The organism is Thermoanaerobacter sp. RKWS2, from assembly GCF_026240795.1.
Classification (GTDB): Bacteria; Bacillota; Thermoanaerobacteria; order Thermoanaerobacterales; family Thermoanaerobacteraceae; genus Thermoanaerobacter; species Thermoanaerobacter ethanolicus.
Map to the genome: position 1 here is coordinate 171,183 of NZ_CP110888.1, position 23,843 is coordinate 195,025.

Consider the following 23,843-nt stretch of genomic DNA (forward strand, 5'->3'; position numbering starts at 1 on the left):
TTCACATAGAACATTTTACCATTTATTCATAAATCTGAGAGGAGCATGTCGAATGAAGAGATTTTTGTCATTGGTTATTGCTGTAAGCATGATATTGTCACTTTTCCCGGGAAATATGTCGAAAGCATATGGAGCATATTCTCCAAATATAACATCGGTAGCTTCTTTGAGATTAGATGGGACAATGGCATCTCCTGCTAAAGGTCCTGTTGACCAATACACTGACATAAAAATTACAGGAAGCGGTTTTGTTACATACGACACAAATGGCAATGTAGTCTCTTCTGTCAGTGCAGTTTACATTGATTCACCCATAGATTCCAATAAGCTCACAATACTAAGTGCAAATGAAAATACAATTTATGCAAAAGTTCCCCCAGCGTCTAAAATTGGTCTTAGCCCAGATACTCCTTATACTATAATAGTTCAGCGAAGTGATGGACAGAGTGCAGCTATATTTAATGGCTTTACATATATAAATAACCCATATATTTCAAAAGTAGCTCTTGATAACTTTATTACACTTGTCAAAGATTCCAATGGCAATATTATAAGCAGAACTACAAAGTCATATATAAGAATGGAAGGAAGTTATTTAAATGACATAGGATTAGCTCAGATCAACGGAGAAACAGCTTCAGTTGTTTCGCAAAGCGGTTCTGTGCTTATTACGACTATTCCTCAAAACATTAACATAGACCCTACAACTTTATACACTGTAAATGTCACAAATATATACCGTGGGCGTTCTAATACAGTGCAAACGAATATTTATGCTGTAAATCAAGACATAACAGGATTATCTCAGTATACTGTCATTGTAGGAGATACAATTACTATATATGGTCATGGTTTTTCCACTCTTGGTAGCGGATTTAAAGTGTATGTAGGAGCGAATCTTGTAAATTCTTCAGATGTAAATATAGTAAGCGATACTGAAATGACTGTAAAGGTTCCTGCTCCTAAAGATACGACACTTGAGTATCAAAATATTGATATTGTCGCGACTGACGGTTCTACTGCTACTTTAGTTGATGCTTTAAAAATAATACCTACACCTGCTGTAATTACCATAGATAATATTACTCCAAATGCAGGTTCTGTATCAGGAGGAACAAAAGTTATAATTGTAGGACAAAATTTGAGAGAAGATTTAATAGTAAAATTCGGTGGGGTTGTAGCAAAAAGTGTACAAAGCATCACTTTGCCTGGTCTTACAGCAAATCAGCGTGCTATACAAGTTACTACGCCTCCTTACAGTAAGTCCGGTCCTGTGGATGTGAGTTTAGTTGACCCTATTACAGGGTATACTGTAACCAAACAAAATGGATTTTTCTACCTTGCTGTTGAAGATACTATGGTAGTTGTTGATATGAATCCCGACCACGGATATGAAAACGGAAACACAGATGTAACACTATGGGGATTTAATTTTCAAAGAAGCGATGACCCGTCCATTTACACTGCTAATTCTGACAACACAGAGATAACTTATACCAATACAAATTACACTTACAAAGACCCTGCAACAGGAAATTTAGTAGAAGGTTCCAGAGAAAGAAAACTTTATGTCACTTTTGGCGGTAACAAAGCCCAGATAAAAAGCATATTCAATCCTGGAACAGGACAACAAACTTTGAATGTGTTGTCTCCTAGTGTGACACTTAATCCCCCTGGACAAGATATGCCAGTAGATGTGGTTGTTACAGTGGAAACGACTATAAAAGATGCTAATGGAAATGTAGTCATGCGCTACTCTGAACAGAGTTCTCCACCTACAAAATTTACTTACAATCCATTGCCTTCAAATCCCCAAATTTTAAGCATATCACCCAGTTCGGGAAGCCATGCCGGTGGAGATACAGTGATTATTCAGGGATTTGATATAAGGCCAGGTGTAAAAGTGTACTTTGGGGATAAATTAGCTACTGTTAAAGATTTAACAACTGGTGGAGACAATAAGTCAGTGCTTACAGTTATTTCGCCACCATCTACTGCTTTGGGTTATGTAGACGTGAAAGTTGTAAATAAGGATGCGGATGCCAATAGAGGCTTTGCAATTTACTCAAAAGGCTATTATTACTATACTGCTCCTTCTATAAGCAATATTTTTACAAATTTTGGTTCAAAATATGGTGGTAACTTTATTACAATAACAGGTAGTGATTTTTATGTAGGGCAGACAGTCATAGATGGGGTGTATATGCCTAAATATCCTGATGTAAGAATTGGAAATATTCAATTAAAAGTAATTTCTGTTGAAGACAAAGATGGCAATATAATAGATGGAAAAAAACTTAACATTGGTACAAAGATTAAAGCTATAGTACCTGAAACACAAGTGCCTTATACAGTTGGATGGCAAGATATGACAATTCAAAATTACGATGGCATAAGTGGTACTGTAGGCGGAAGTGTGACTTTGCAAAATGCTTTTGAGATAAAAGATACTCAAAAGAATCCGACTATTACCTCCGTTGACCCTAATAAAGGGCCCACAAAAGGTGGCACACCTATCAAAATTTTGGGAAGCAATTTTGAAAAGGGAAGCATAGTTACAATAGATGGAGTGCAGGCAACCGTCACAAAAGTCTTAAGTGGCAATACTGAAATAGATGCGACTACTCCACCGGGGACATTGGGCAAAAAAATAGTTCAAGTTGTAAATCCTTCTGATGGCGGTACAGCGACATTAGTAGATGGATTTGAGTATCTTTTGATTGAGACAAAGCCCCAGATAACTAAAGTTGTTCCTAATTACGGCGGCAAAGGGACGCTTATATACATTTTTGGAAGCGACTTTTCACTGAAAGCTGGGGATAGCGAAGGAGCAAAAGCTTATATAGGAGATACTGTTCTTGAAAATGTGTATGTAATAAATGACACGACAATTACAGGAATAATACCTGACATGAGGTACTCTGGCCTTTACGATATAAAAGTTGTAAATCCTGATACTGCTCAAGCTGTGGCTCCCGAAAAGTTTCATTTCCTTGTACCAGAAAGTAGCCCAATAATAACTTCTGTATATCCGAACTTTGGTACAGTAAAGGGTGGTACTTCTATCTTGATTGAAGGAAGTGATTTTAGAAGGGGTGCAGAAGTATTTATAGGAGGCAACAAAGCCACAAACGTAACTGTAAGTTCTGATGGAAAGACGATAACTGCTACTACTCCTCCAGGAGTTCCAGGTAAAACTTATGTAACTGTTGTAAACTATGATGGTGGCAATTACACTTATGGACTTCATGAGGGGGAAAGCGGGTTTACATATGTTGTGCCCAACAGCCAGCCTGTCATTACAAAGATAGAACCTAATAGCGGCTCTACTTATGGAGGACAAGAAGTGACCATATATGGTCAAGACTTTAGAATTTCTAAAGACGAAAATGGAAATATACTAAAAGATGAAAACGGCAATCCAATAGGCCCCGAAGTATATTTTGGAAATGTCAAAGCGGAGAAGGTCACTTATATTGATTATGGAACTTTAAAAGTTATTACACCTCCTAACGCCTGGAAAAGTCAGAGTAACTGTTGTAAACTATGATGCAGGGCTTGGGTACATTGACAATGGATATACTTATATTCAATCGAAACCTCAGATTAAAGAAGTTATACCTCCAAAGTTTGATAAGGCTGGAGGAACTTATAGTATTATCATAGGAAGTGATTTTGCAGTTCCTGTATATGATAACGACAAATTAGTAGTACCGGGTTCTTCTGTTTATATTGATGGAGCTTTAGTGCAGGATGTAAAAGTTGTAGACAGTACAATGATAAAATTTACTGCTCCTCCAGTGGACAAAGTAGGCATGAAGGAATTAAAGGTGGTAAATCCAGATGGAGGGACTGCTGTATTTAAAATAGAGTATGTATCTCCAAACTCACATCCTTTAATAACTTCTATAACTCCAAATAAAGGCAGTATTAATGGGGGCACTTATGTAACTATCAAGGGACAAGACTTTAGAGAAAAAGTTAAAGTATATTTTGATGCTTATGAAGCGAAAGTAGTTGCGAATACCTCTGATACTATTACTGTAATCACTCCTGCCGCAGACCCGCAGAAAGACTTAGACCGTCTTGTGGATGTGACAGTGTTTAATATTGATGACGGAGGAAGTTATACTTTAAAGGAAGCATTTATGTATATCGCTACAGAGTCCAACCCGAAGATAACTTCTATTACTCCTAATACAGGGTCTACAAAAGGAGGAGAAACAGTAACCATAACAGGTAATGACTTTAGACAAGGAGCAAGGGTGTTTTTTGGAGATGTAGAAGCTTATAATGTAATTGTGAAAAGTTATAACACGATTGTCGTGACAACCCCAGGGCATGCAGAGGGAAAAGTAGATGTAATTGTGAGAAATCCCGATTATGCAAATGCTGTTTTGCCTCAAGGTTTTACCTATGTGCAAACAGTACCGGATAATCCAGTAGGCTTTTGGGCCGAATCAATAGCCGGTAACGACCATACATTATATTTACATTGGTCAGAGGCAAAAGGAGCAAAATACTATGAAATCTATGGTAAGACAGCTAATTCGGCAGATTACAAATTCATCGCTGCAACAGATAAATTGGAGTATTACGTGACAAATCTTTTGCCAAATACTACTTACTCCTTTGCCATGAGAGCTGTAAATGATTTGGGCCCCAGTGATTTTGTATACACTTATGCTACTACTGATACTTCTTCTAACAGCAAATATGACACTTCTGTTACAGGAGTAAAAAATGACACTACTTATGCAACAGCAAACGGCTCGCTGGTCATTACATTAGGAGATGATATTTTAAATACGACTACTTATAAAATTGATTTGACAGGCAACCAATATAAAAATATAAGCAAATGGGTTATAAGCATACCATCTAAATATAAAAATAAGACTTTTACCACTATATGGGTTATAATGCCTGGATTTAATATAAAATTTACCCTTAACAGCCTCTACCTATCAGGAGATTATGACAGAATAACAATAAATAAGCTATCGGATAAGACTTATGACGAAATATCAAGAAATATGCCAAAAGGGTATAAGATATTATCTGACATTTATGACATGAGTTATGAAAAAATTGACGGAAGCAAAACAAGTAATTATGCAGCTTTTTACAATAAAGTAAATGTAAATATAAATGTTGACAAAAATAGGCTTGGCAACAAAAATATAAGCTTTTCAAAGCTCATGTATATAACGGCTTACATGAGTAGTGTACCAGCTACGGGGCTGTCAATAAACAATAATGGTATATCAAATATGATAGTAGATAGCGCATCGAATAATGTATTAGGTGATATATCTTATCCAGGCAGGTTAGCTGTTATTTATTGAGGAGTGAGAAAGTTGAAAAAGATATTTACAATTTTACTTACAATAATTCTATTTGTTTTAAATAGTGTTTATACTTATGCTTCGGACAATCCTGTATATTACGGTACGGACAATGTGCAAAGCATCTATTACAATATGTCCTTCAAAGATATAAAAGATAGTTTTGCTAAAAATTACATAATGAAAATGACTGCTCTTTCAGTTATTAGAGGTGGAGGAAGTCAAAAATTTTATCCTAAAAGCTATTTAAAAAGAGAAGAGGCAATAGCATATATTGTAAGACTAATGGGACTGGAAGAACAAGTACAAAAAACACCTATATCCTCCTCTACTGCAGTAGGGGGAGTAACCCTCCTACTGCTAATTCTAATCAGACTGGGCAAAATAATGCTTCTTCTCAATCAGGTCCCAAAGTAGATTCGTGGGCACAAGGAATAATTGATGTGGCAGCGAAAAATAATCTTTTGAGGAAAGAGGATATGGCTTTGGATTTTACAGCAAATGCAACAAGAGAGGAAGTTGCTTATTGGATAGCAAAAGGATTGAATCTTGCGCCGATTTACGGAAAAGATTTACAAAAAGTTTATGCTTTTTCGGATGCTAAAAGTTTTAATACTGATTATATGCCATATATTGAAGCAGTTTTAAAAAGTGGAATAATGACAGGTTACAATGATAGTAAATTTGGACCTAAAGACAACATAACCAGAGAGCAGATGGCGTCAGTTTTGAGTAGAGCTTTTAACTTAGGGTATAATTTAATGGGCTATTCAATAATAAATGCTACAGTGCAGGATATACTTTACGAAGAGGTTGCTGGGAAAAATAGTATAAAGAAAACTTTTGTTCTTCTCAATAATAAAGGGCAAAATGAGTATATTGTGGTTCAACGAACATATTCTTCAAAAGGAATAGTTCATAATTCAGATTTTTTGACTATTAGCAATGGAGTTCCTTCTTTTTCTGATTCTATTGAAAAAGGGGATAATGTGAATTTTTATATAAGCGGTCAAAATGTGATATTTGCTGAAAAAAACCCTGTATTTCAGAGCACTTTGTACGGAGAGATAAAAGACATATCAGCTTCTAACATAACACTTACGTCTGAATCAGGATTTGAATATGTATTTTCTTATAACCCTAATACAAAAGTCTATATAAATGATTATCCTGCTTCTATAAAAGATTTGCGATATGGCCAAACTGTCACAGTATACCTTAATGGTAACACGGCTTATGCAATAAATGTTGATTATGAAGATTTGGGAAGTGGGAAAATCGATACAGGCTCAAGACAAGTAACAGGAAGCATAATGGCTATAGATAAACAAGATAATGGCATAAATATTAAATTAGACAATGGGCAATTTTATTCTATTGCTTATGATGTGCCTGTTATAAAAAATGGAAATACTGTGTCTTTGTCTTCAATAAAAGAGGGAGACTATGTAAATTTGTATTTTGATGACCCTTATACAAATGCACCCATCAAGGTATTAGTAGAAAATGGATATCACAAAGTCTACTATATCATAAGAGGAAATCTCGGAAGTTTATTGGCTTCCAACAATTCTATTTCAATAAACAATGTGGAAAAGTATTATCAAGGTACATGGCAAAGTGCAAATAATTTTGCTTATTATCCTTTAGATGAAGCTAAAATATATTACAATGGCTTTGAGGTCAGCAAAGAAGACCTTAAAAATTACAAAGGAAATCAAATATATGCTACAGTTGAGAAGCACTTTGGAACAGATTCGATTACGTTTATAAACATAACCCCAAGTTTTACAATGAGTTACAGTGGCATCGCAAGTTTTGATACTCAATCGATGATTCTTACATTAAATGATGGCAGAAAAGTAACTGTAAACGACGGCACAATTATTTTAAAAGATGGAATGAAGATACCCTATACTTCACTTATAGGAAATAAACAAGTATATGTATCTTTTTCCCAGACGGATAGAAGCTTATATGCTAATTTCATCTCAGTAATTGATAGTGTATATCCAGAGTATTACTATGCGAAAGGTTTTATAACCAGTGCAACATCAAATTCTATCACTATTGGTAACTTATATACAAGTTGGTGGTATCAAGCATATGGGTATTATGCTATACAAAACAATCAATGGAATATTGTAGGAGGCACAAAAACTTTCTATGTGGGAGATAAAACTTATATAGTTGACAATAGAGATAAAGATTCAAAAGTTATTCCCTACACAGAGCTTTTGGATGTAAAATATGGAAAATCTAAATACACCTCTGCCCATGTGTATGTGGTATCACAAGGAGACAATGCTATTGCAATAAACATTATGAATTCAACGGGGCAAGAAAGAGTGTCTACTGCTGATGTTGTATCTATTGATGGTACCAAGTTAACTCTAAATAATGTAAATGATTGGAATGAATTAAATGGGGTTTGGAATCTGAATACTTCTCTTGATACAGTAGATGTATCAAAAACGGTAATAATTAAAAATGGACAGGCAGTCAATATAAGTTCTATAAATCCGGGAGATTCACTCTATATTATAAGAAATGGGTCATCTGCTGTTATTGTAACGGTGAAGTAAGAAAAACATTGGGGGAATTGCAATGAAAAAAATTATAGGGTTAGTTATAATATTCACCCTTTTGATTCCTTTTCCTGTTCAGGTTTTTGCCAATGATGCAGGTTTTGAAGGTGGTATTGCCAATGAGCAAGAATACAAAGAAGTTGTATTTATAACGGGACAACCTATTATATTTAGTGGTGTTCTTAAAATTAATCAATCTGTAAGAGGTGATACTACTACAACAACATATAGGTATGACCTTGCTTCCGATTCAGGAGACAAACTCACACGTTCCCTTACTTTTGTTACCCAAGAAACAAAAAAACCTGAATACAACCAAATGATTAGTCAGACTACTCTTAAGACATATACTGAAAACATAAAAATAGGGGGAAATACTTACACTTTAGACAGAAATAATGGATATATATACTCAGGCTCTGAAGTAAAAAGCATAAACCCAGGTGTAACTTACTATGCTGGTAACTATTCAGGCGTAAAATTATATAGGGTCAATGGCAATAAAGGGACTGTAAAAGTGACTATAGATGACAAAACAGTAGGATTTATTCATAAATACGGAAGTGCTGATACACATCAAATAAATTATTTAATCGAAAGCACAATGGGGTCAAATGGAGAAGTAAAAAAATGGGTTGGAGAGGCTCATGTAAATGTATCTTTTACTGATAAATCCAGTATTGAATATGTGGAAAATGACCCTCAATATATAAGTTTTAGGGGTGGATATCTTTTAAGGCGAAATAGCGGTGACATGATGAATTACACTTATAATCTCCCAAAACTAGATGATAACGGCAACGAAATAGGAAGAAACATAGGAAATGGAAGTTTGAAACTTGATGGTGTGTCATTCGAAGATAGATTGGTGGTCCCACAGGCTAAAGACATAAATGGAACATGGGGAAAAGAGGATATTAAAAAATTGATGAGCATGGAAGTATTTCCTAATGACTCAGAATACTTTGGTCCTAAACTTCCCATATTGCGCTCAGACTTTACCGTTGCAGTTGCAAAAGCAATTGGATTAAAACCGTATGAACCGCCCAAGAGTACGCTTTATTCAGCAAGAAACAAAAGCGCTATAGAAATTTCACCTTTTATTGATATATCTACTACTGATCCGAATTATGGATATATAAAAGCAGCCAGTGATGCAGGGCTTATCTCAGGTACTGCTCCAAATCAGTTCAGTCCCTCAAGGTCTCTTACTCGTGCTCAAGCGGCAGTGATATTTATAAGAGCTTTGGGGCTTGAGAACCTCGCTCCTTCAGGAAATTTTGATACCGGTTTTTTAGATGACTACGCTATACCATTGTGGGCAAAAAGGAGTATTTATGTGGCACGGGAGATAGGACTTATATCAGGCGATGAATATGGAAGGTTTAACCCTGATGGCTATGTTACGCGAGAAGAAGCTGCTTCAATGATTTCGAGGATGATAAATTTTATGATGAACGACCTTACTTTTGATTATGTAATGAGGATATTAAATTATCATAATTAAGACAAGGGATAAGTCTATTGTTCAGACTGTAGACAAACTATTTTGTAAGATTGGCATTTTGTAAAGTAATGCAACTCGCGACAAAGCAGTAACTAAACTTAGCAAGTGTGATGACGGAGGCGGGGCTGGAGCCACGGATGGCGGAAGCGGCCACCTGAGACAAGGGAGAAATCCCTTGTTTTTTTGTAGACAGAGGTAGGGGTGACAAGAGGGCTTTTAATTAGATAGAATAAATGCGTATATAAAAGCATATATTTTATTGAGTATGTTAAATTTCGGAGGTAGAAGATGAAATATGCCTTTTATGGAATTTTCTTTATATTTTTTAGTTTAATAATTTTACCTTCTGTAATAGTTTTTGGTTTTAATCCTCACAAAACTTCCTCAACGCCTACGAGTGAGGTCAAGCTTATTGATGGAGGGAAGCTAGTAAAATTAGACAATTTAGATAATACAGATTTGTACCATACCGTGAATGTCTTTATAACAAATCAAAACAAAATCCAGAAAATGGATTTAGAGGAATACGTAAAAGGAGTAGTTGCTGCAGAAATGCCTGCAGAATTTGAAATGGAAGCTTTAAAGGCACAAGCTGTTGCAGCGAGGACTTATGTGCTCTCAAAAGAAATAGCTTTGGGAGGAAAGGGCTGTGATTTACATCTGGGGGCTGATGTGTGCACTGATTCGGAACATTGCCAAGCATGGCAATCTGAGGGGGAGCTGAAGGAAAAATGGGGAAAAAATTTTGATAAATACTATGCAAAAATATCTCAAGCAGTAGAAGATACAAAAGGGCTTGTATTAGTTTACGATGATGCTTTAATTGTGCCAGCTTATCATGCTATAAGCGGAGGGAAAACAGAGAATTCTGAGGACATATGGCAGAGCAAAATTCCCTATTTAAGAAGTGTGGTTTCTCCTGGAGAAGAGGCAGCATCAAAATATAAAACTACTGTTATAGTGTCAAAAGAAGAATTTATAAATAAATTAAAGCAAAAAGAGCCTTCTTTGAAATTGGATAATAGCAATATTTTAAATCAAATAAAAGATGTAGAAAGAACACAAGTTGGGCACGTTAAAACTTTAAAAATAGGGAATATAACTTTTAATGGTAAAGATATAAAAGAAATTTTTAATTTAAATTCTACAAATTTTAGCTTTGAGGCACAAGGAAATAACATTGTAATAACCGTCATAGGTTATGGTCACGGAGTGGGAATGAGTCAATATGGAGCAAATGCAATGGCGAAACAAGGGAAAAAGTTTGACGAAATATTGAAATATTATTATACAGGGATAGAAATAGTAAAAATTGAAAATTTATTGAAAATACAGCACTGATAAAGTGCTGTACAGACTGTAGACAAACTTTCGTAAAGGAGATATTTTGCATAAGGAGCGACTTGTTACAAAGCGGTAACAAAACTTAGCAAGACCGAGGGTGGAGGCAGGGCCGAAGCCATGGATGGCGAAGGCGGGCACCTGAGGCAAGGAGGCCGATTGTGCCCGGTACCCTGCCGGAGCCCGAAGGTCGAGCTTTAGTTTTGTCGCTTTGGAACATCGGAGCGACGATGCAAAATATCTCCTTTGAATATTTTTTAACTTTGTCAACAAACTGTACAGCACTGATAAAGTGCTGTATTTTTTGTATAAATAATTAAGTTGATGGTTAAAATACCATTTGGAGGTGAAAAATATGAGAATAAACAGGGAAAATTTAATAAGATTTTTTGATAGAAAGGGTTTTTACATAGTATTATTTTTATCCGTAGTAGTGATAGCCGCTACATCAGTTTATGTTACTAATAATAATTTAAAAAAATTAGAAGAACTCAGAAAAGCACAGCAAGAAGAAATTAATTCAGCTATTGAAAGTGATTGGGGTTATGAAGAAGAACTAGCGCAAGCTCAGGAAGAAAAAGAACAGCAAAATAATTCTACAGCTGTTATCAGCCAACAACAAGAAAATAACGTATCTGACAAAAAAGAAAATCCTCAACCGGTAACAAAAAATAGTGACGAGGTTAAAAGTTCAGGGAAAAATGATAGTTTAACAAACAGCAAAGTAGCAACTGTTATGGCAAGTACTACATCCACAATAAAAAAAGATAGTAATTTATCTTCTACGATGTTAGTTTTATTGAAGCCTGTAAATGGAGACATAATATTAGAATTTGCTAAAGATAAGCTTGTATTTTCAAAAACCCTTCAAGAATGGACAACTCATAAAGGTGTAGATATTGGATCAAACTTAGGAGAACCTGTATTGTCAGCTATGGATGGAATTGTGACAAAGGTATATAAAGATCCAAAATTAGGGAATACTGTTGTTATAAAAAATGGAAAATGGGAAACACGGTATGCAAATTTAGGCGATGAGATTTTAGCAAAGGAACAAGAAAAAATAGTAAGAGGACAGCAAATAGGGAAAATAGGAGAATCAGCAAAGTTTGAAGTTGGGGAAGGACCCCACTTACATTTTGAACTTTTAGAAAATGGAATACCTGTTGATCCAATAGCATATTTTAAATAAGAACACCTGCTTAAAAAGACTTGGATACTTCCCGTATTCAAGTCTTTTTTGTTTTTATAAATATTCTAATGGCTTTGTTTTGGCATATACATATTAATGAGATTTGAAAAATTTAAAGGGGGTTTTGGGTTTGAAAGATTACATAGAAGAGAGAACACTAGAAATATCAAAATATATAGTAGAACACAAAGCAACTGTAAGAGAAGCTGCGAAGGTTTTTGGAGTTAGCAAAAGCACAGTTCACAAAGATGTGACAGAAAGGCTTCCAGATATAAACTTTGAATTATATAAAGAAGTGAGAGAGATTCTAAGCAAAAATAAAGCGGAAAGGCATATAAGAGGAGGAAAAGCAACTAAAATAAAATATCAAAAAACGAACAATAAATTTTAAGAAAATAAAAGAGGATTTTGTAAATTTGTAGCGAATTAATAAATTGATAATAAATTAAACATTTCGGCATCAATGTCGATAATTTAAGTGGATGCCATTTTTGTCGAAATACATAAGAAAGGTGTGTTTGGATGTTTGCGATCTCTAAGGATATCGGAATTGACCTTGGCACGGCATCTGTCCTGGTCTACATCAAAGGGGAAGGAATTGTTTTAAAAGAACCATCAGTTGTAGCAATTGATAGAAATACTAATAAAATTCTTGCAGTTGGCGAAGAAGCACAAAGAATGGTAGGCAGGACGCCAGGGAATATATTAGCCATGAAGCCTATGAGGGCGGGAGTAATTTCTGACTACGACGTTACAGAGAAAATGCTTAGGTATTTTATAAACAAAGCCTGCGGGGGAAGGTTTTTATTAAGACCCAAAATAATGATTTGTATTCCAAGTGGCGTAACACAGGTAGAAAAAAGAGCTGTCATTGATGCAGCATTACAAGCAGGAGCGCGAAAAGCTTATCTCATCGAAGAACCTATTGCGGCAGCCATAGGAGCAGGATTAGATATATCACAGCCTAGTGGAAATATGATTGTAGATATTGGGGGAGGCACCACTGACATAGCCGTAATTTCTTTGGGGAGTTCAGTGGTGTCTAAAAATATTAAAGTAGCGGGGGACAATTTTGATGAGGCAATTATAAGGCATATGAGAAAAAAACATCATATAATAATAGGAGAAAGAATGGCAGAAGAAATAAAGATAAATATAGGTACTGCCTATTTTGACGGTAAAGAAGAGAAAATGCTAGTAAAAGGGAGAAGTTTAATGTCAGGTTTGCCTCAGAATGTAGAAGTGACTTCCAGTGAAATATGTGAAGCATTAAAAGAGCCTCTTGAAGAAATTGTTGAAGCTGTCCACAGTGTATTAGAAAGAACACCTCCTGAATTAGCGGCGGATATAAGTGACAAAGGGATAGTACTCACGGGGGGCGGAGCATTGCTAAAAGGAATGGACAGGCTTTTAAGGGAAAGGATGAATACACCTGTATATCTTGCAAATGACCCTATAAGTTGTGTGGCTTTAGGTGCAGGGAAAGCATTGGATTCTCTTGAATTATTAGAAAAATCAGAAACTGTAATAGACGTATACAAAATCAATAAGTAAGAAGGTGATTTTATGTTAAGAGGGCTTTACACTGCCTCTTCGGGGATGATTACCCAAACTAAGATAATGGATGTTTTGGCGAATAATCTTGCAAATGTTAATACAGCAGGATATAAAAGAGATGTGGTAGTTACTTCCTCTTTCCCAAATTTTGAAGTAACAAGACATGGTGGCGATAACACACCGCCTAACGGGAAAATTGGAAGAATGGATTACGGCGTGTTAGTTGACACTTTTCATACAAATTTTGAAGAAGGTGTTTTTTCCCAAACAAATGGTAAGTTAGACTTTGCGATAGATGGCAATGGGTTTTTTGTGGTAAATACCCCTAATGGTCAAAGGTATACAAGGGATGGCTCTTTTACTTTATCCAAAGATGGGTATTTAGTCACACAAGAGGGATATATTGTAGAAGGGGAAAATGGGCCTATACAGTTGTCACAAGGAGACATTTCTGTTGATGAGATGGGCAATATTATAAACAATGGTCAATTGGTGGACAGGCTTAGAATTGTGGATTTTGATAATTATGATGGTTTAAGAAAAGAGGGCAATAATTTATTTTTTATAGATAACAGTGCCAATGTACAAGTTATTCCTGCAACAGGGAAAATAAAGCAAGGCTTTTTAGAACAGTCAAATGTGAATTCCGTTAAAGAAATGGTAAATATGATAAGCGTGATGAGAAATTATGAATCAAATCAGAAGGTTGTAATTGCTTTTGATGAGACTCTTGGAAAAGCTGTCAACGAAGTTGGAAAAGTATAAGGAGGATGAAAATTATGATGAGGGCATTGTGGTCTGCAGCAACTGGCATGACTGCTCAGCAACTTAACGTAGATGTTATCGCGAATAATCTTGCGAATGTAAATACTACTGCTTTTAAAAGAGATAGGGCCGAATTTAAAGATTTAATATATCAAACTTTACAAAGAGAAAACGTATATGGTGGACAAGGTAAACCTGTCAATATGCAAGTAGGGCTAGGCGTGAGACCTTCAGCAATTGTAAAAGATTTTACGGAAGGAAGCCTCCAGCAGACAGAGAATCCTTTGGATTTGGCATTGGATGGAGAAGGCTTTTTTGCTGTGTTAGGACCGGATGACAAAGTTTATTACACGAGGGATGGAAGTTTTAAATTAAGTGCTGACGGTAACACTTTAATGCTTGTAACTGCTGACGGCTATCCTGTATTAGATGACAGCGGTAATCCCATAGTTTTTGACAGCACTGAAAAAGATATATCAGTATCGCCAATGGGTGTAATAAGCGTAAAAAATCCTGATGGAACTACTCAAGAAGTAGCTACTTTAGGAATCTATAATTTTGTTAATCCTCAGGGACTTTTAAGTGTGGGTAGTAATCTCTATGAGCCAACAGAAGCGTCAGGACAGCCTGGTACGAGAGATGACTTTCAAGGAAGAATGGGCAAAGTCATGCAAGGATTTTTAGAAACCTCAAATGTCCAAGTTGTAAAGGAAATGGTGGACATGATTGCCGCACAAAGAGCTTATGAGATAAATTCAAAAGCTATACAAGCAGCTGATGAAATGTTGGGAATTGCAAATAATCTGAGAAGATAATTTATTGAAAGGAATGACCTTGCATGAAAATAAATCCTATAAATAACAGTGACATAAATAAATTTCAAATTGATTTGCAAAAAGATGGAAGTGATTTTGAACGAATAATACAACAGGCGATAAAAGACAAAGACAGTAAAAAGCTTAAAGAAGCATGTCAGCAATTAGAGGCAACTTTTATAGGGCTTATGTTAAATGAGATGATAAAGACAATTCCAGAAGACCCATTGACGGGAGATAGCCTAGCAAATGATGTTTTTACTTCTATGTTATATGATAAATATGCTGAAATATTGGCGCAAAATGGTTCTTTTGGACTGGCTGACCAAATATATAATCAACTTTCTAAGAAAGTGTGAAAGGGCGCTTGCCCTTTTTATTTTTCATTTTTTTGTGATATAATCAATGATAAGCCACTGTTTTGTCATATCTTCTAATTCCGCTAAAAAGAGGTGAAACATAGGGTGGAAAATAAAGACATAAGAAAAATTCTTCCTCATAGATATCCTTTTTTATTAGTGGATAGAATAATAGAAATTGAAGAAGGTAAAAAAGCTGTTGGAATAAAAAATGTGACCGCTAATGAACCTTTTTTTCAAGGGCATTTTCCAGACAATCCTATAATGCCAGGAGTTCTTATTGTTGAGGCATTGGCACAAGTAGCCGGGATTGCTGTTATGAATATAGAAGAGTTTAAAGGTAAATTAGGGCTTTTTACAGGTATTGATAAATGTCGCTTCAAAAAAGTGGTAAGGCCTGGTGACCAACTTGTTTTAGAAGTTTTAATAGATTCTATAAAGATGGGGCTCGTAAAAGCTAAAGGTGCTGCAAAAGTTGGAGATGAAGTTGTAGCTACTGCAGAGCTTATGTTTATAATGACTGAAGAAAATTAAGGAGTTGTATGTATGTCGACGGCTAAAAAAACTGTAAAAGCGGCTAGCGTCATAATGATAATAACTCTACTGAGTAAAGTATTTGGATTTTTGAGAGATATGGCTTTAGCTTCCCAATTTGGTACATCTGTTTCCATGGATGCATATAATATGGCGACTGTCATACCTATGATACTTTTTGCAGCAGTAACTGCTTCAATAGCTACTACTGTTGTGCCAATATTTACCGAATATTTACAAAAAGAGGGGAAACAAAAGGCTTTTGATTTTATAAATAACCTTTTAGGTGTGGTATTAATTTCGACTGTAATTTTAACTTTCTTAGGTTTCGTATTTGCACCTTATCTTGTAAAATTTGTAGCGCCAGCTTTTACAGGGGAAAAATTTGAGTTGACAGTAAAACTTACGACTATATTATTACCTACAATGGTGTTAATAGCTGCATCTAATATTTTCACTGGTGCTCTTCAGGCGATGGAACATTTTACTGTTCCTGCTATGATAGGTATACCTTACAATATTATCGTAATAACAGTAGCAATTTTATATGGGAGCAAATTTGGGATTACGATAGTAGCTTATTCTATAATTATTGCTACTTTCATACAAGCATTAATGCAGTTGCCTGTTTTATACAAATTAGGTTACAGAATCAAGTTAAGAGTGAATTTTAAAGATGAAGGAGTAAAAAGAGTCGTTTTATTGGCAATGCCTGTACTTATGGGGACAGGGATACAGACTATAAATGTTTATGTGGATAGAGTGATAGCTTCTTTTTTGCCTGATGGGAGTATTGCAGCATTGAATTATGCCAATAGGCTTAACATGTTTGCATTGGGGATTTTTTCAACAGCAATTGCAACTGTTATATACCCTGTTTTATCGAAACATTCAGTAGCTGACGACAAAGAAGGCTTTCTAAAGAGTTTAAATTTTGCGGTAAGTGGTATTTTATACGTATTAATACCTGTATCAGTTGGTGCAATGGTACTCCGAGTGCCTATAATAAAAGTATTATTCGAGAGAGGAGCTTTTGATGAGAGGTCGACATATCTTACCTCAATCGCCCTTTTTTATTTTGCCATAGGAATGACTGCGTATGGTCTTAGAGATGTTTTAAGTAGAAGTTTTTACTCTATGAAAGATACAAAAACTCCTATGATAAATGGTGCTATGGCTGTATTACTAAATATTGCACTTAATTTAATTTTAGTTAGATATTTAAAATTAGGTGGACTTGCACTTTCTACTTCTATTGCAGCCATATTTACTACTTTTCTTTTATTTACTTCTTTAAAAAGAAAACTTGGGAAAATAGGCGGGAAATACATGTTTATGAGTTTTATAAAGGCAATGTTTGCAGCAATTGTAATGGGGGTGATAGTGCATTTTATGTATAATAATTTAATTGTTAAGATGCCGTCAGATAAAAGAATTTATGAGGTTATAGTCCTGTTTATAACTATATTAGTGGGGGCTATAATTTACTCTACTATTGTATTGGTTACTGATAAGTCTGCTTTTTCTTATCTCAAAAAAGGCATAAAATTTCTAAATTCTAAACTTGTACGAAATTAATTTTGTAAATGAGGTGGTATTATGAAATCAAAAGTATATTTTTACAATCTGAGGGCAAACAAAGCTAGCAGCAGTTTGTCCTCTAAAGTAGCGAGAATTTTTGATGTAGCGGGTTTTAAAAACATTATTGATAAAAATGATTTGGTAGCTATAAAAATTCACTTTGGAGAAAAGGGAAACAACGCCTACATAAACCCTATATATGTAAGAAAAGTGGTTGACAAAATTAAAAGTTATGGGGGAAAGCCTTTTTTAACAGATACAAATACTCTTTACAAAGGCAGTCGTTCAAATGCAGTTGACCATTTGGTGACAGCGATTGAAAATGGTTTCGCATATGCTGTTGTGAACGCACCAATAATAATTGCTGACGGTATTTTAAGCAAAGATTCTGTAGAAGTGAAAATTGATAAAAAGCATTTTGACACTGTAAAGATTGCTTCAAATATTTTCTTTGCAAACTCAATGATTGTGATGTCACACTTTAAAGGTCATGAATTGGCTGGCTTTGGAGGAGCTATCAAAAACTTAGCTATGGGGTGTGCACCTGCAGCAGGAAAACAACAGCAGCATTCAACAGTGCAGCCTGTCGTAGGAAAGGGATGTACCGCATGTCAAATGTGTATCAGGAATTGCCCCGTAAATGCGATATCTTTGGTCAATGGTTCAGCTTATATTGACCCTTCTATATGTATAGGGTGTGGAGAATGCGTGTCCATTTGTCAATATGGCGTGATAAAGCCTCAATGGGGAACTGATATGGATGCTTTTGTAGAGAGAATGACGGAATACGCATATGGCGCTTATTCTACAAAAAAAGGCAAAATTGCGTTTATAAATTTTGTCATGAATGTTACACCACTTTGCGATTGTACGCCTTGGAGCGATGCGCCGATTGTCCCTGACATAGGAATATTGGCTTCCTTTGACCCTGTTGCCATAGATCAGGCAAGCTATGACCTTGTGAATCAGCAATTTGGCCACAAAGGCACAGCTTTAGAAGAAGCGGGATATGGCATGAATCCTGGAGAAGACAAATTTAAAGCTTTGCACCCTGAAACAAAAGGAGAACTACAATTAAAATACGGCGAAGAAATTGGCTTGGGTACAAGAGATTATGAACTTATTGAACTAAAATAGCAGGTTAATCCTGCTATTTTTTTTAAAATTTTTAATGATTTTTGACAACGTTTATAGTATTATATTATTAGAGAAATCAACGGGAGATAAAGGAGAGAAATTTAATGGAAAAGTATTTTGTTATAATTTCCATAATTTCGGTGGTAACACTAATATTGCTTTTATTAGTTCTGATAGCTTTTGTTAAATGGACGGATAGAATTTTTGGAATTGAAAATGAGAAAAAAGGGAAAAATGACAAAGATAAAAAAGAAAAAAATAATTAATATGGCATAAAAAGGAGCTGATACTTTGGAAATAGGTTTTAAAAGGAATGAGGTAAAAGGAGTAGTTTTTTACACAATACCTTCTTTTGAAAGGACGGGGCTTGTCAAACACCTTTTTACTACTCGGATTGGCGGTGTAAGTAAAGGCAAATACGCTTCCTTGAATTTAAGCTTAAAAAGATATGACACTAAAGAGGAAGTCTATGAAAATTTTAAAATAATATGTGATATTGGCGGTTTTTCATATGAAGATATGGTTTTTTCAGACCAGGTTCATAGTGATGTTATAAAAAAGGTGACTTACGAAGATAAAGGCAAAAACTTTGGAGGAAGCGATATTTCTGGTGTAGATGCCCTTATGACTAATGAAAGAGGTATTCCTCTGGTTACATTTTATGCCGACTGCGTGCCTTTGTTTTTCTTAGACCCTGTAAAAAAAGTTATTGCCCTTGCACACGCAGGATGGAGAGGTACAGTGCTTTCCATTGGGCCCAAAACGGTTAATGCCATGGATGAAGAATATGGTTCAAATCCTAAAGATATACTTGTAGGGATAGGCCCTTCTATATACAAATGCTGCTATGAAGTAGGTGATGACGTCGCGAATAAGATTAAAGGTGTTATTGATGAATGGGAAAAAGTTCTTGTGAAAAAGGCGGGGGGCAAATGGATGCTGGATTTACAGCTTACCAACTACATTGAACTTATAAATACTGGCATACCAGATGAAAACATTACAGTAAGCCAAATGTGCACCCATTGCAATAGTGAATTTTATTCCTATAGAAGAGACAAAGGCATGACAGGCAGTATGGCAGCTTTTATGGAACTTAAGTAGTTTTTCTTTTACGATATTTGTTCTAATATATAAGTTAAAGAAATGGTTATTTATGTTTTTTGCATATTGACTATTTCTATATTGGATAATATAATCAAATTGAATAATATGATAATATAGTAAATAAAAATAGTGAAAGAGGTGGTAAGAATGAGAGTAAATGCTACAGAATTCAAAATAAGAGTTGGTAAATATTTAGAATTAGTTGATAAAGAAGAAATTATTATAACGAAAAATGGACGTGAAGTTGCAAAACTTATTCCAGCAAAAAAAGAAGGTACTCCAAATGCAGATTTTTTGTATGGAATTTTATCTGACTATCCTAACAAAAATATATCTGCTGAGCAAATACGGGAAGAAAGAATAAGAAATAAATACAATTAAAGGGGAGGGAAGATTACCCGTTAAATAACAATATGGGTATAATAGGTTAAATGATGAAAGTGTTAATTGATACTAACGTTATTCTTGATGTTTTATTAAAAAGAACTCCCTTTGATGTAGATGCTTATAACATATTAAAATTAGCGGAAGAAAAAAGATAAATGCTTATTTAGCTGCTTTTTCAATTACGGATATATATTATTTCATAAATAAAAACCTTTCTCACAATGAAAGCATAAAAGCATTAGAAGCTTTGTTAAGTATAGTAGAAGTAGTGAGTATAACAAAACATGATATAAAGAAAGCAATGAATTTTAAGGAGTTTAGAGATTTAGAAGATGCTTTACAAATGCAATGCTTGAAAAAATTAAAAGGTGATTTGATTATTACAAGAGATGAGAAATTTCAAAAAGTAACTAACAAAGCAATATCACCAAAAGATTTTTTATCCAATAAGGGCTTAACTTAAAGACTAATTAATACAAATGCTACCATACTTTTTATGCCAGAAGACCTATTAAGGTCTTTTTTATTTTATCCAAAAAGTTTTTATTCAAACTTATGCAATTTACTAAATATTCCGCTACAATTCCTGCCATATTTATGGTATATTTTTTGCATAATCTACATTGAAGGGAGGCTTGTGACCATGATTGATAGAATTTTTGAAATTATACAAAAAGAAGATAGAAGAAATCCTTTAACAGATGAACAAATAGCGGCAATTCTCAATATTAAAAGAGAAGATGTGACACAATTTAGACTAAAAAATAATATTCCTGACTCAAGAGAAAGAAGAAAACCTTACCTTTTAGAAGATGCAAAAAAAATAATTTCAAAGGACCCAAATATTTCAGATAGAAATTTGACAAAAGAGTTAAATAATTTAGGATACAACATTTCTCGCTTTGTGGTAGCACAAATAAAAAAAGAAATTTTAAAAAGCGAAAGTAGTAAAACTCTAGTTAAATCAGAAATTTTCCAAAACACTGAAAAACAGAAGGTTGATAAAGACCATAATTCCAATAAAGATACATTGTCTTTTAAAGATATCATTGGCAGTGAAGGAAGTCTTAGGGTTCAGATAAGCCTTGCAAAAGCTGCTGTTTTATATCCTCCTCATGGGCTTCACACTTTAATAGTTGGGCCTTCAGGATCTGGTAAAAGCCAGCTTGCAGAAGCAATGTATAGTTTCGCCATAGAGTCTGGACGATTTAATAAAAATGCGCCTTTTGTGGTTTTTAACTGTGCTGATTATGCGGACAATCCTCAGCTTCTCATGTCCCAGCTTTTTGGCTATGTTAAAGGGGCTTTTACAGGTGCGGATGCTCCTAAAGCAGGATTGGTAGAAAAAGCTAATAGCGGTATATTGTTTTTAGATGAAGTTCACAGGCTTCCCAGTGAAGGGCAAGAGATACTTTTTTCTATTCTTGATAAAGGAAAATTTAGAAGATTGGGAGAGACAGAAAGCACTCGTGAGGCTCAAATCATGCTAATTGCTGCAACCACAGAAAATCCAGAGTCTTCTTTGTTGCTTACTTTTAGACGAAGAATTCCTGTCTTGATAGAACTACCTTCTTTAGCTGATAGACCTCCGCAAGAAAGGTACGAAATCATATATAACTTTTTCTCCAAAGAGTCTTTTAGGATTAACAAACCAATTATCATAAAAAAAGAGGCAGTAAGAGCGCTTATGCTTTATGACTGTCCCGGTAATATTGGGCAATTAAGAAGCGACATCCAGGTTGCTTGTGCCAGAGCATTTTTGAACTCCATGGGAAGTAAAGATTCTTCATTGACAATAAACCTTTCAGACTTACCAAACCATGTAAAGATGGGAATAATCAGAGTAAGCAAGAGAAGCCCTGAAATTGAAAAGTACTCAAATGAAGATGTTTGGGTACATCCTGACAAGGAAAATAAGTTGTATCCAAAAGAAGACAGATACATGCTTCCGGATGAAATATATCAATTTATAGAAGAAAGGTTTATTGATTTAAAAAATCAAGGTTTTAGCAAAGAAGAGATAGATAAAATTGTGGGGAAAGAAATAGAAGAAGAGTTAAAAAGGTTTGCTATAAATGTCAAATCCAACGTCGCAATTTCAAAAAAGGATTTAAAAGGGATAGTAGGAGAAAAAATTGTGGAGGCGGTTGAAAAAGCCTATGAAATCGCCAAAAAAAGCTTTAACAGGTTGGAGGAAAACTTATTTTATTCACTTGCTATACATTTAAGTGCAACTTATGAAAGAATATTAAGCGGCAAGCCTATAATCAACCCACAATTGGAAAATATTATAAGAGAATACCCGGCGGAATATTCTACTGCTAAAATAATGGCAAAACAAATAAACAAAGAATTAGGCATTGAGTTGCCAGAGGAAGAAATAGGCTTTATTGCAATGTATTTAAAGACGTTTTCAGGCGAAAAAGAGATACAAAAAGGAAGAGTAGGTGTTGTTGTACTTACCCATGGTCATGTTGCAAGTGGCATGGCGGAAGTGGTTAACAAACTTTTAGGTGAATCATGCGGTTGGAATAGATATGGCGTTGGATGAAAGTCCTGAATCTGCTCTTGAAAGGACGATTGAAGTCGTTGAAAAAATAAATGAAGGCAAAGGTTGCATTATTTTAGTTGACATGGGCTCGCTTATCACTTTTGGTGAAATTATAACCAAAAGGACAGGGATACCTACAAGAGTGGTAGGAAGAGTAGATACGGTTATGGTGTTGGAAGCTGTCAGAAGAGCTATTATACCGGATACTAATTTAGATGAAATAGCAGATGCGTTAGACGTAGATAAAACGTATATAGGAAGAGTTGAAGGTATAAAGAGTAAAGATAAGCTTCCAAAAGCAATTGTAACTGTATGTATTACAGGAGAGGGAACAGCATTAAAAATAAAGAAATATATTGAAGATATCTTACCACAACTAAAAGATAATTACAAAATAATACCTGTTGGAATGCTCAGACAAGAAGATATTGAAAAAGAAATTGAAAAAATAAGAGAAGAAAATGAAGTGGTAGCTTTTGTTGGTACAATAAATCCCGGCATAAAAAGTATACCTTTTATATCTGTTGAAGATATTTTACATGGCACAGGGATTGAAAAATTCAAAAAAATTGTCAATTTAGAGAAAGAAAATCCTTTAAAAGAAGTAATACAGGAAGACCTTATTTTTCATGATTTAGATACTTCTATGAAAAGTGATGTTATAGATAAATTGGTGGAGATATTGCAAGATAAAGGCTATGTAGATGAAAGGTTTTTACTAAGTGTATACAAAAGAGAATCAATGGGGGCGACTTTTTTAAAAGGAGGAATCGCGATACCCCACGGTTATCCAGAACATGTCACAAAACCTGCCATCGCAATTGCAAAATTGAAAGAACCTATTTATTGGGAAGGAGAGTTTAAGGCAGATTTGGTGTTTATGATAGCGCTGAAGGAAGATTCAAAGGATTACTTTATGCATTTGTATCAAATTTTAACGGAAGAACAAAGCATCAATGCCATAAGAAAAGCTAAAAGTGCTCAAGAAATAAAAAATATCATTACAAAATAGCACAAAACATGTCAGATAGTTGGCACGGCTCTTGCAATATTTTAATGGTGAACCAGCAAGGA

General features: G+C 34.8%; 16 protein-coding genes and 3 pseudogenes. All 19 read left to right on the forward strand.

Annotation, left to right across the window (positions count from 1 at the left end):
- The first annotated feature begins 52 nt into the window (after nt 1-52).
- Nucleotides 53-5,348, forward strand: a pseudogene (locus OEI98_RS00900) (IPT/TIG domain-containing protein).
- A 12-nt stretch (nt 5,349-5,360) separates the two neighbouring features.
- Nucleotides 5,361-5,765 carry an S-layer homology domain-containing protein gene (locus OEI98_RS00910; RefSeq protein ID WP_266038963.1) on the forward strand — a complete coding sequence of 135 codons (405 nt, stop codon included), beginning with the start codon at nt 5,361-5,363 and terminating at the stop codon, nt 5,763-5,765.
- A 47-nt stretch (nt 5,766-5,812) separates the two neighbouring features.
- Complete coding sequence (locus tag OEI98_RS00915) at nt 5,813-7,933, forward strand: S-layer homology domain-containing protein (protein ID WP_266038965.1); 2,121 nt, start codon at nt 5,813-5,815, stop codon at nt 7,931-7,933.
- A 22-nt stretch (nt 7,934-7,955) separates the two neighbouring features.
- The gene (locus OEI98_RS00920) at nt 7,956-9,443 is read left to right on the forward strand and encodes an S-layer homology domain-containing protein (protein ID WP_006569921.1); all 1,488 of its coding nucleotides are present in this window, start codon (nt 7,956-7,958) and stop codon (nt 9,441-9,443) included.
- Between the two features lie 288 nt (nt 9,444-9,731).
- Nucleotides 9,732-10,784, forward strand: a complete 1,053-nt coding sequence (gene spoIID / locus OEI98_RS00925) for a stage II sporulation protein D (RefSeq protein ID WP_266038968.1) — start codon at nt 9,732-9,734, stop codon at nt 10,782-10,784.
- Between the two features lie 355 nt (nt 10,785-11,139).
- The gene (locus tag OEI98_RS00930) at nt 11,140-11,976 is read left to right on the forward strand and encodes a M23 family metallopeptidase (protein WP_266038970.1); all 837 of its coding nucleotides are present in this window, start codon (nt 11,140-11,142) and stop codon (nt 11,974-11,976) included.
- A 130-nt stretch (nt 11,977-12,106) separates the two neighbouring features.
- On the forward strand, nt 12,107-12,367 hold the full coding sequence (spoIIID, locus tag OEI98_RS00935; protein WP_003868976.1) for a sporulation transcriptional regulator SpoIIID: 261 nt from the start codon (nt 12,107-12,109) through the stop codon (nt 12,365-12,367).
- Between the two features lie 131 nt (nt 12,368-12,498).
- Complete coding sequence (locus OEI98_RS00940; protein ID WP_003868977.1) at nt 12,499-13,530, forward strand: rod shape-determining protein; 1,032 nt, start codon at nt 12,499-12,501, stop codon at nt 13,528-13,530.
- A gap of 12 nt (nt 13,531-13,542) precedes the next feature.
- Nucleotides 13,543-14,298 carry a flagellar basal-body rod protein FlgF gene (gene flgF, locus OEI98_RS00945; RefSeq protein WP_266038974.1) on the forward strand — a complete coding sequence of 252 codons (756 nt, stop codon included), beginning with the start codon at nt 13,543-13,545 and terminating at the stop codon, nt 14,296-14,298.
- Between the two features lie 14 nt (nt 14,299-14,312).
- Nucleotides 14,313-15,113: a flagellar basal-body rod protein FlgG gene (gene flgG / locus OEI98_RS00950; protein WP_266038976.1), complete on the forward strand. Its 801-nt coding sequence runs from the start codon at nt 14,313-14,315 to the stop codon at nt 15,111-15,113.
- Between the two features lie 23 nt (nt 15,114-15,136).
- Nucleotides 15,137-15,472, forward strand: coding sequence for a rod-binding protein (locus OEI98_RS00955; RefSeq protein ID WP_266038977.1), 336 nt, complete (start codon nt 15,137-15,139; stop codon nt 15,470-15,472).
- Between the two features lie 105 nt (nt 15,473-15,577).
- Nucleotides 15,578-16,006, forward strand: coding sequence for a 3-hydroxyacyl-ACP dehydratase FabZ (gene fabZ / locus OEI98_RS00960; protein WP_003868981.1), 429 nt, complete (start codon nt 15,578-15,580; stop codon nt 16,004-16,006).
- A gap of 12 nt (nt 16,007-16,018) precedes the next feature.
- On the forward strand, nt 16,019-17,584 hold the full coding sequence (gene murJ, locus OEI98_RS00965; protein WP_266038978.1) for a murein biosynthesis integral membrane protein MurJ: 1,566 nt from the start codon (nt 16,019-16,021) through the stop codon (nt 17,582-17,584).
- A gap of 21 nt (nt 17,585-17,605) precedes the next feature.
- Complete coding sequence (locus tag OEI98_RS00970) at nt 17,606-18,724, forward strand: DUF362 domain-containing protein (protein WP_003868985.1); 1,119 nt, start codon at nt 17,606-17,608, stop codon at nt 18,722-18,724.
- A 104-nt stretch (nt 18,725-18,828) separates the two neighbouring features.
- The gene (locus tag OEI98_RS00975) at nt 18,829-18,990 is read left to right on the forward strand and encodes a hypothetical protein (protein ID WP_003868986.1); all 162 of its coding nucleotides are present in this window, start codon (nt 18,829-18,831) and stop codon (nt 18,988-18,990) included.
- A 25-nt stretch (nt 18,991-19,015) separates the two neighbouring features.
- Nucleotides 19,016-19,828, forward strand: a complete 813-nt coding sequence (gene pgeF, locus OEI98_RS00980; protein WP_266038979.1) for a peptidoglycan editing factor PgeF — start codon at nt 19,016-19,018, stop codon at nt 19,826-19,828.
- A gap of 150 nt (nt 19,829-19,978) precedes the next feature.
- The gene (locus OEI98_RS00985; RefSeq protein ID WP_266038980.1) at nt 19,979-20,212 is read left to right on the forward strand and encodes a type II toxin-antitoxin system Phd/YefM family antitoxin; all 234 of its coding nucleotides are present in this window, start codon (nt 19,979-19,981) and stop codon (nt 20,210-20,212) included.
- A gap of 53 nt (nt 20,213-20,265) precedes the next feature.
- Nucleotides 20,266-20,681: pseudogene (locus OEI98_RS00990) on the forward strand (type II toxin-antitoxin system VapC family toxin).
- A gap of 180 nt (nt 20,682-20,861) precedes the next feature.
- Nucleotides 20,862-23,781, forward strand: a pseudogene (locus tag OEI98_RS00995) (sigma 54-interacting transcriptional regulator).
- The last annotated feature ends 62 nt before the right edge of the window (nt 23,782-23,843 follow it).

Bases quoted from the DNA above. Each gene is read 5' to 3' on its own strand.
- OEI98_RS00955 (WP_266038977.1), top strand. From the start codon at position 15,137: ATGAAAATAAATCCTATAAATAACAGTGACATAAATAAATTTCAAATT.
- OEI98_RS00975 (WP_003868986.1), top strand. From the start codon at position 18,829: ATGGAAAAGTATTTTGTTATAATTTCCATAATTTCGGTGGTAACACTA.
- flgF (WP_266038974.1), top strand. From the start codon at position 13,543: ATGTTAAGAGGGCTTTACACTGCCTCTTCGGGGATGATTACCCAAACT.
- spoIID (WP_266038968.1), top strand. From the start codon at position 9,732: ATGAAATATGCCTTTTATGGAATTTTCTTTATATTTTTTAGTTTAATA.
- murJ (WP_266038978.1), top strand. From the start codon at position 16,019: ATGTCGACGGCTAAAAAAACTGTAAAAGCGGCTAGCGTCATAATGATA.
- OEI98_RS00920 (WP_006569921.1), top strand. From the start codon at position 7,956: ATGAAAAAAATTATAGGGTTAGTTATAATATTCACCCTTTTGATTCCT.
- OEI98_RS00940 (WP_003868977.1), top strand. From the start codon at position 12,499: ATGTTTGCGATCTCTAAGGATATCGGAATTGACCTTGGCACGGCATCT.
- flgG (WP_266038976.1), top strand. From the start codon at position 14,313: ATGATGAGGGCATTGTGGTCTGCAGCAACTGGCATGACTGCTCAGCAA.
- OEI98_RS00970 (WP_003868985.1), top strand. From the start codon at position 17,606: ATGAAATCAAAAGTATATTTTTACAATCTGAGGGCAAACAAAGCTAGC.
- OEI98_RS00930 (WP_266038970.1), top strand. From the start codon at position 11,140: ATGAGAATAAACAGGGAAAATTTAATAAGATTTTTTGATAGAAAGGGT.
- OEI98_RS00985 (WP_266038980.1), top strand. From the start codon at position 19,979: ATGAGAGTAAATGCTACAGAATTCAAAATAAGAGTTGGTAAATATTTA.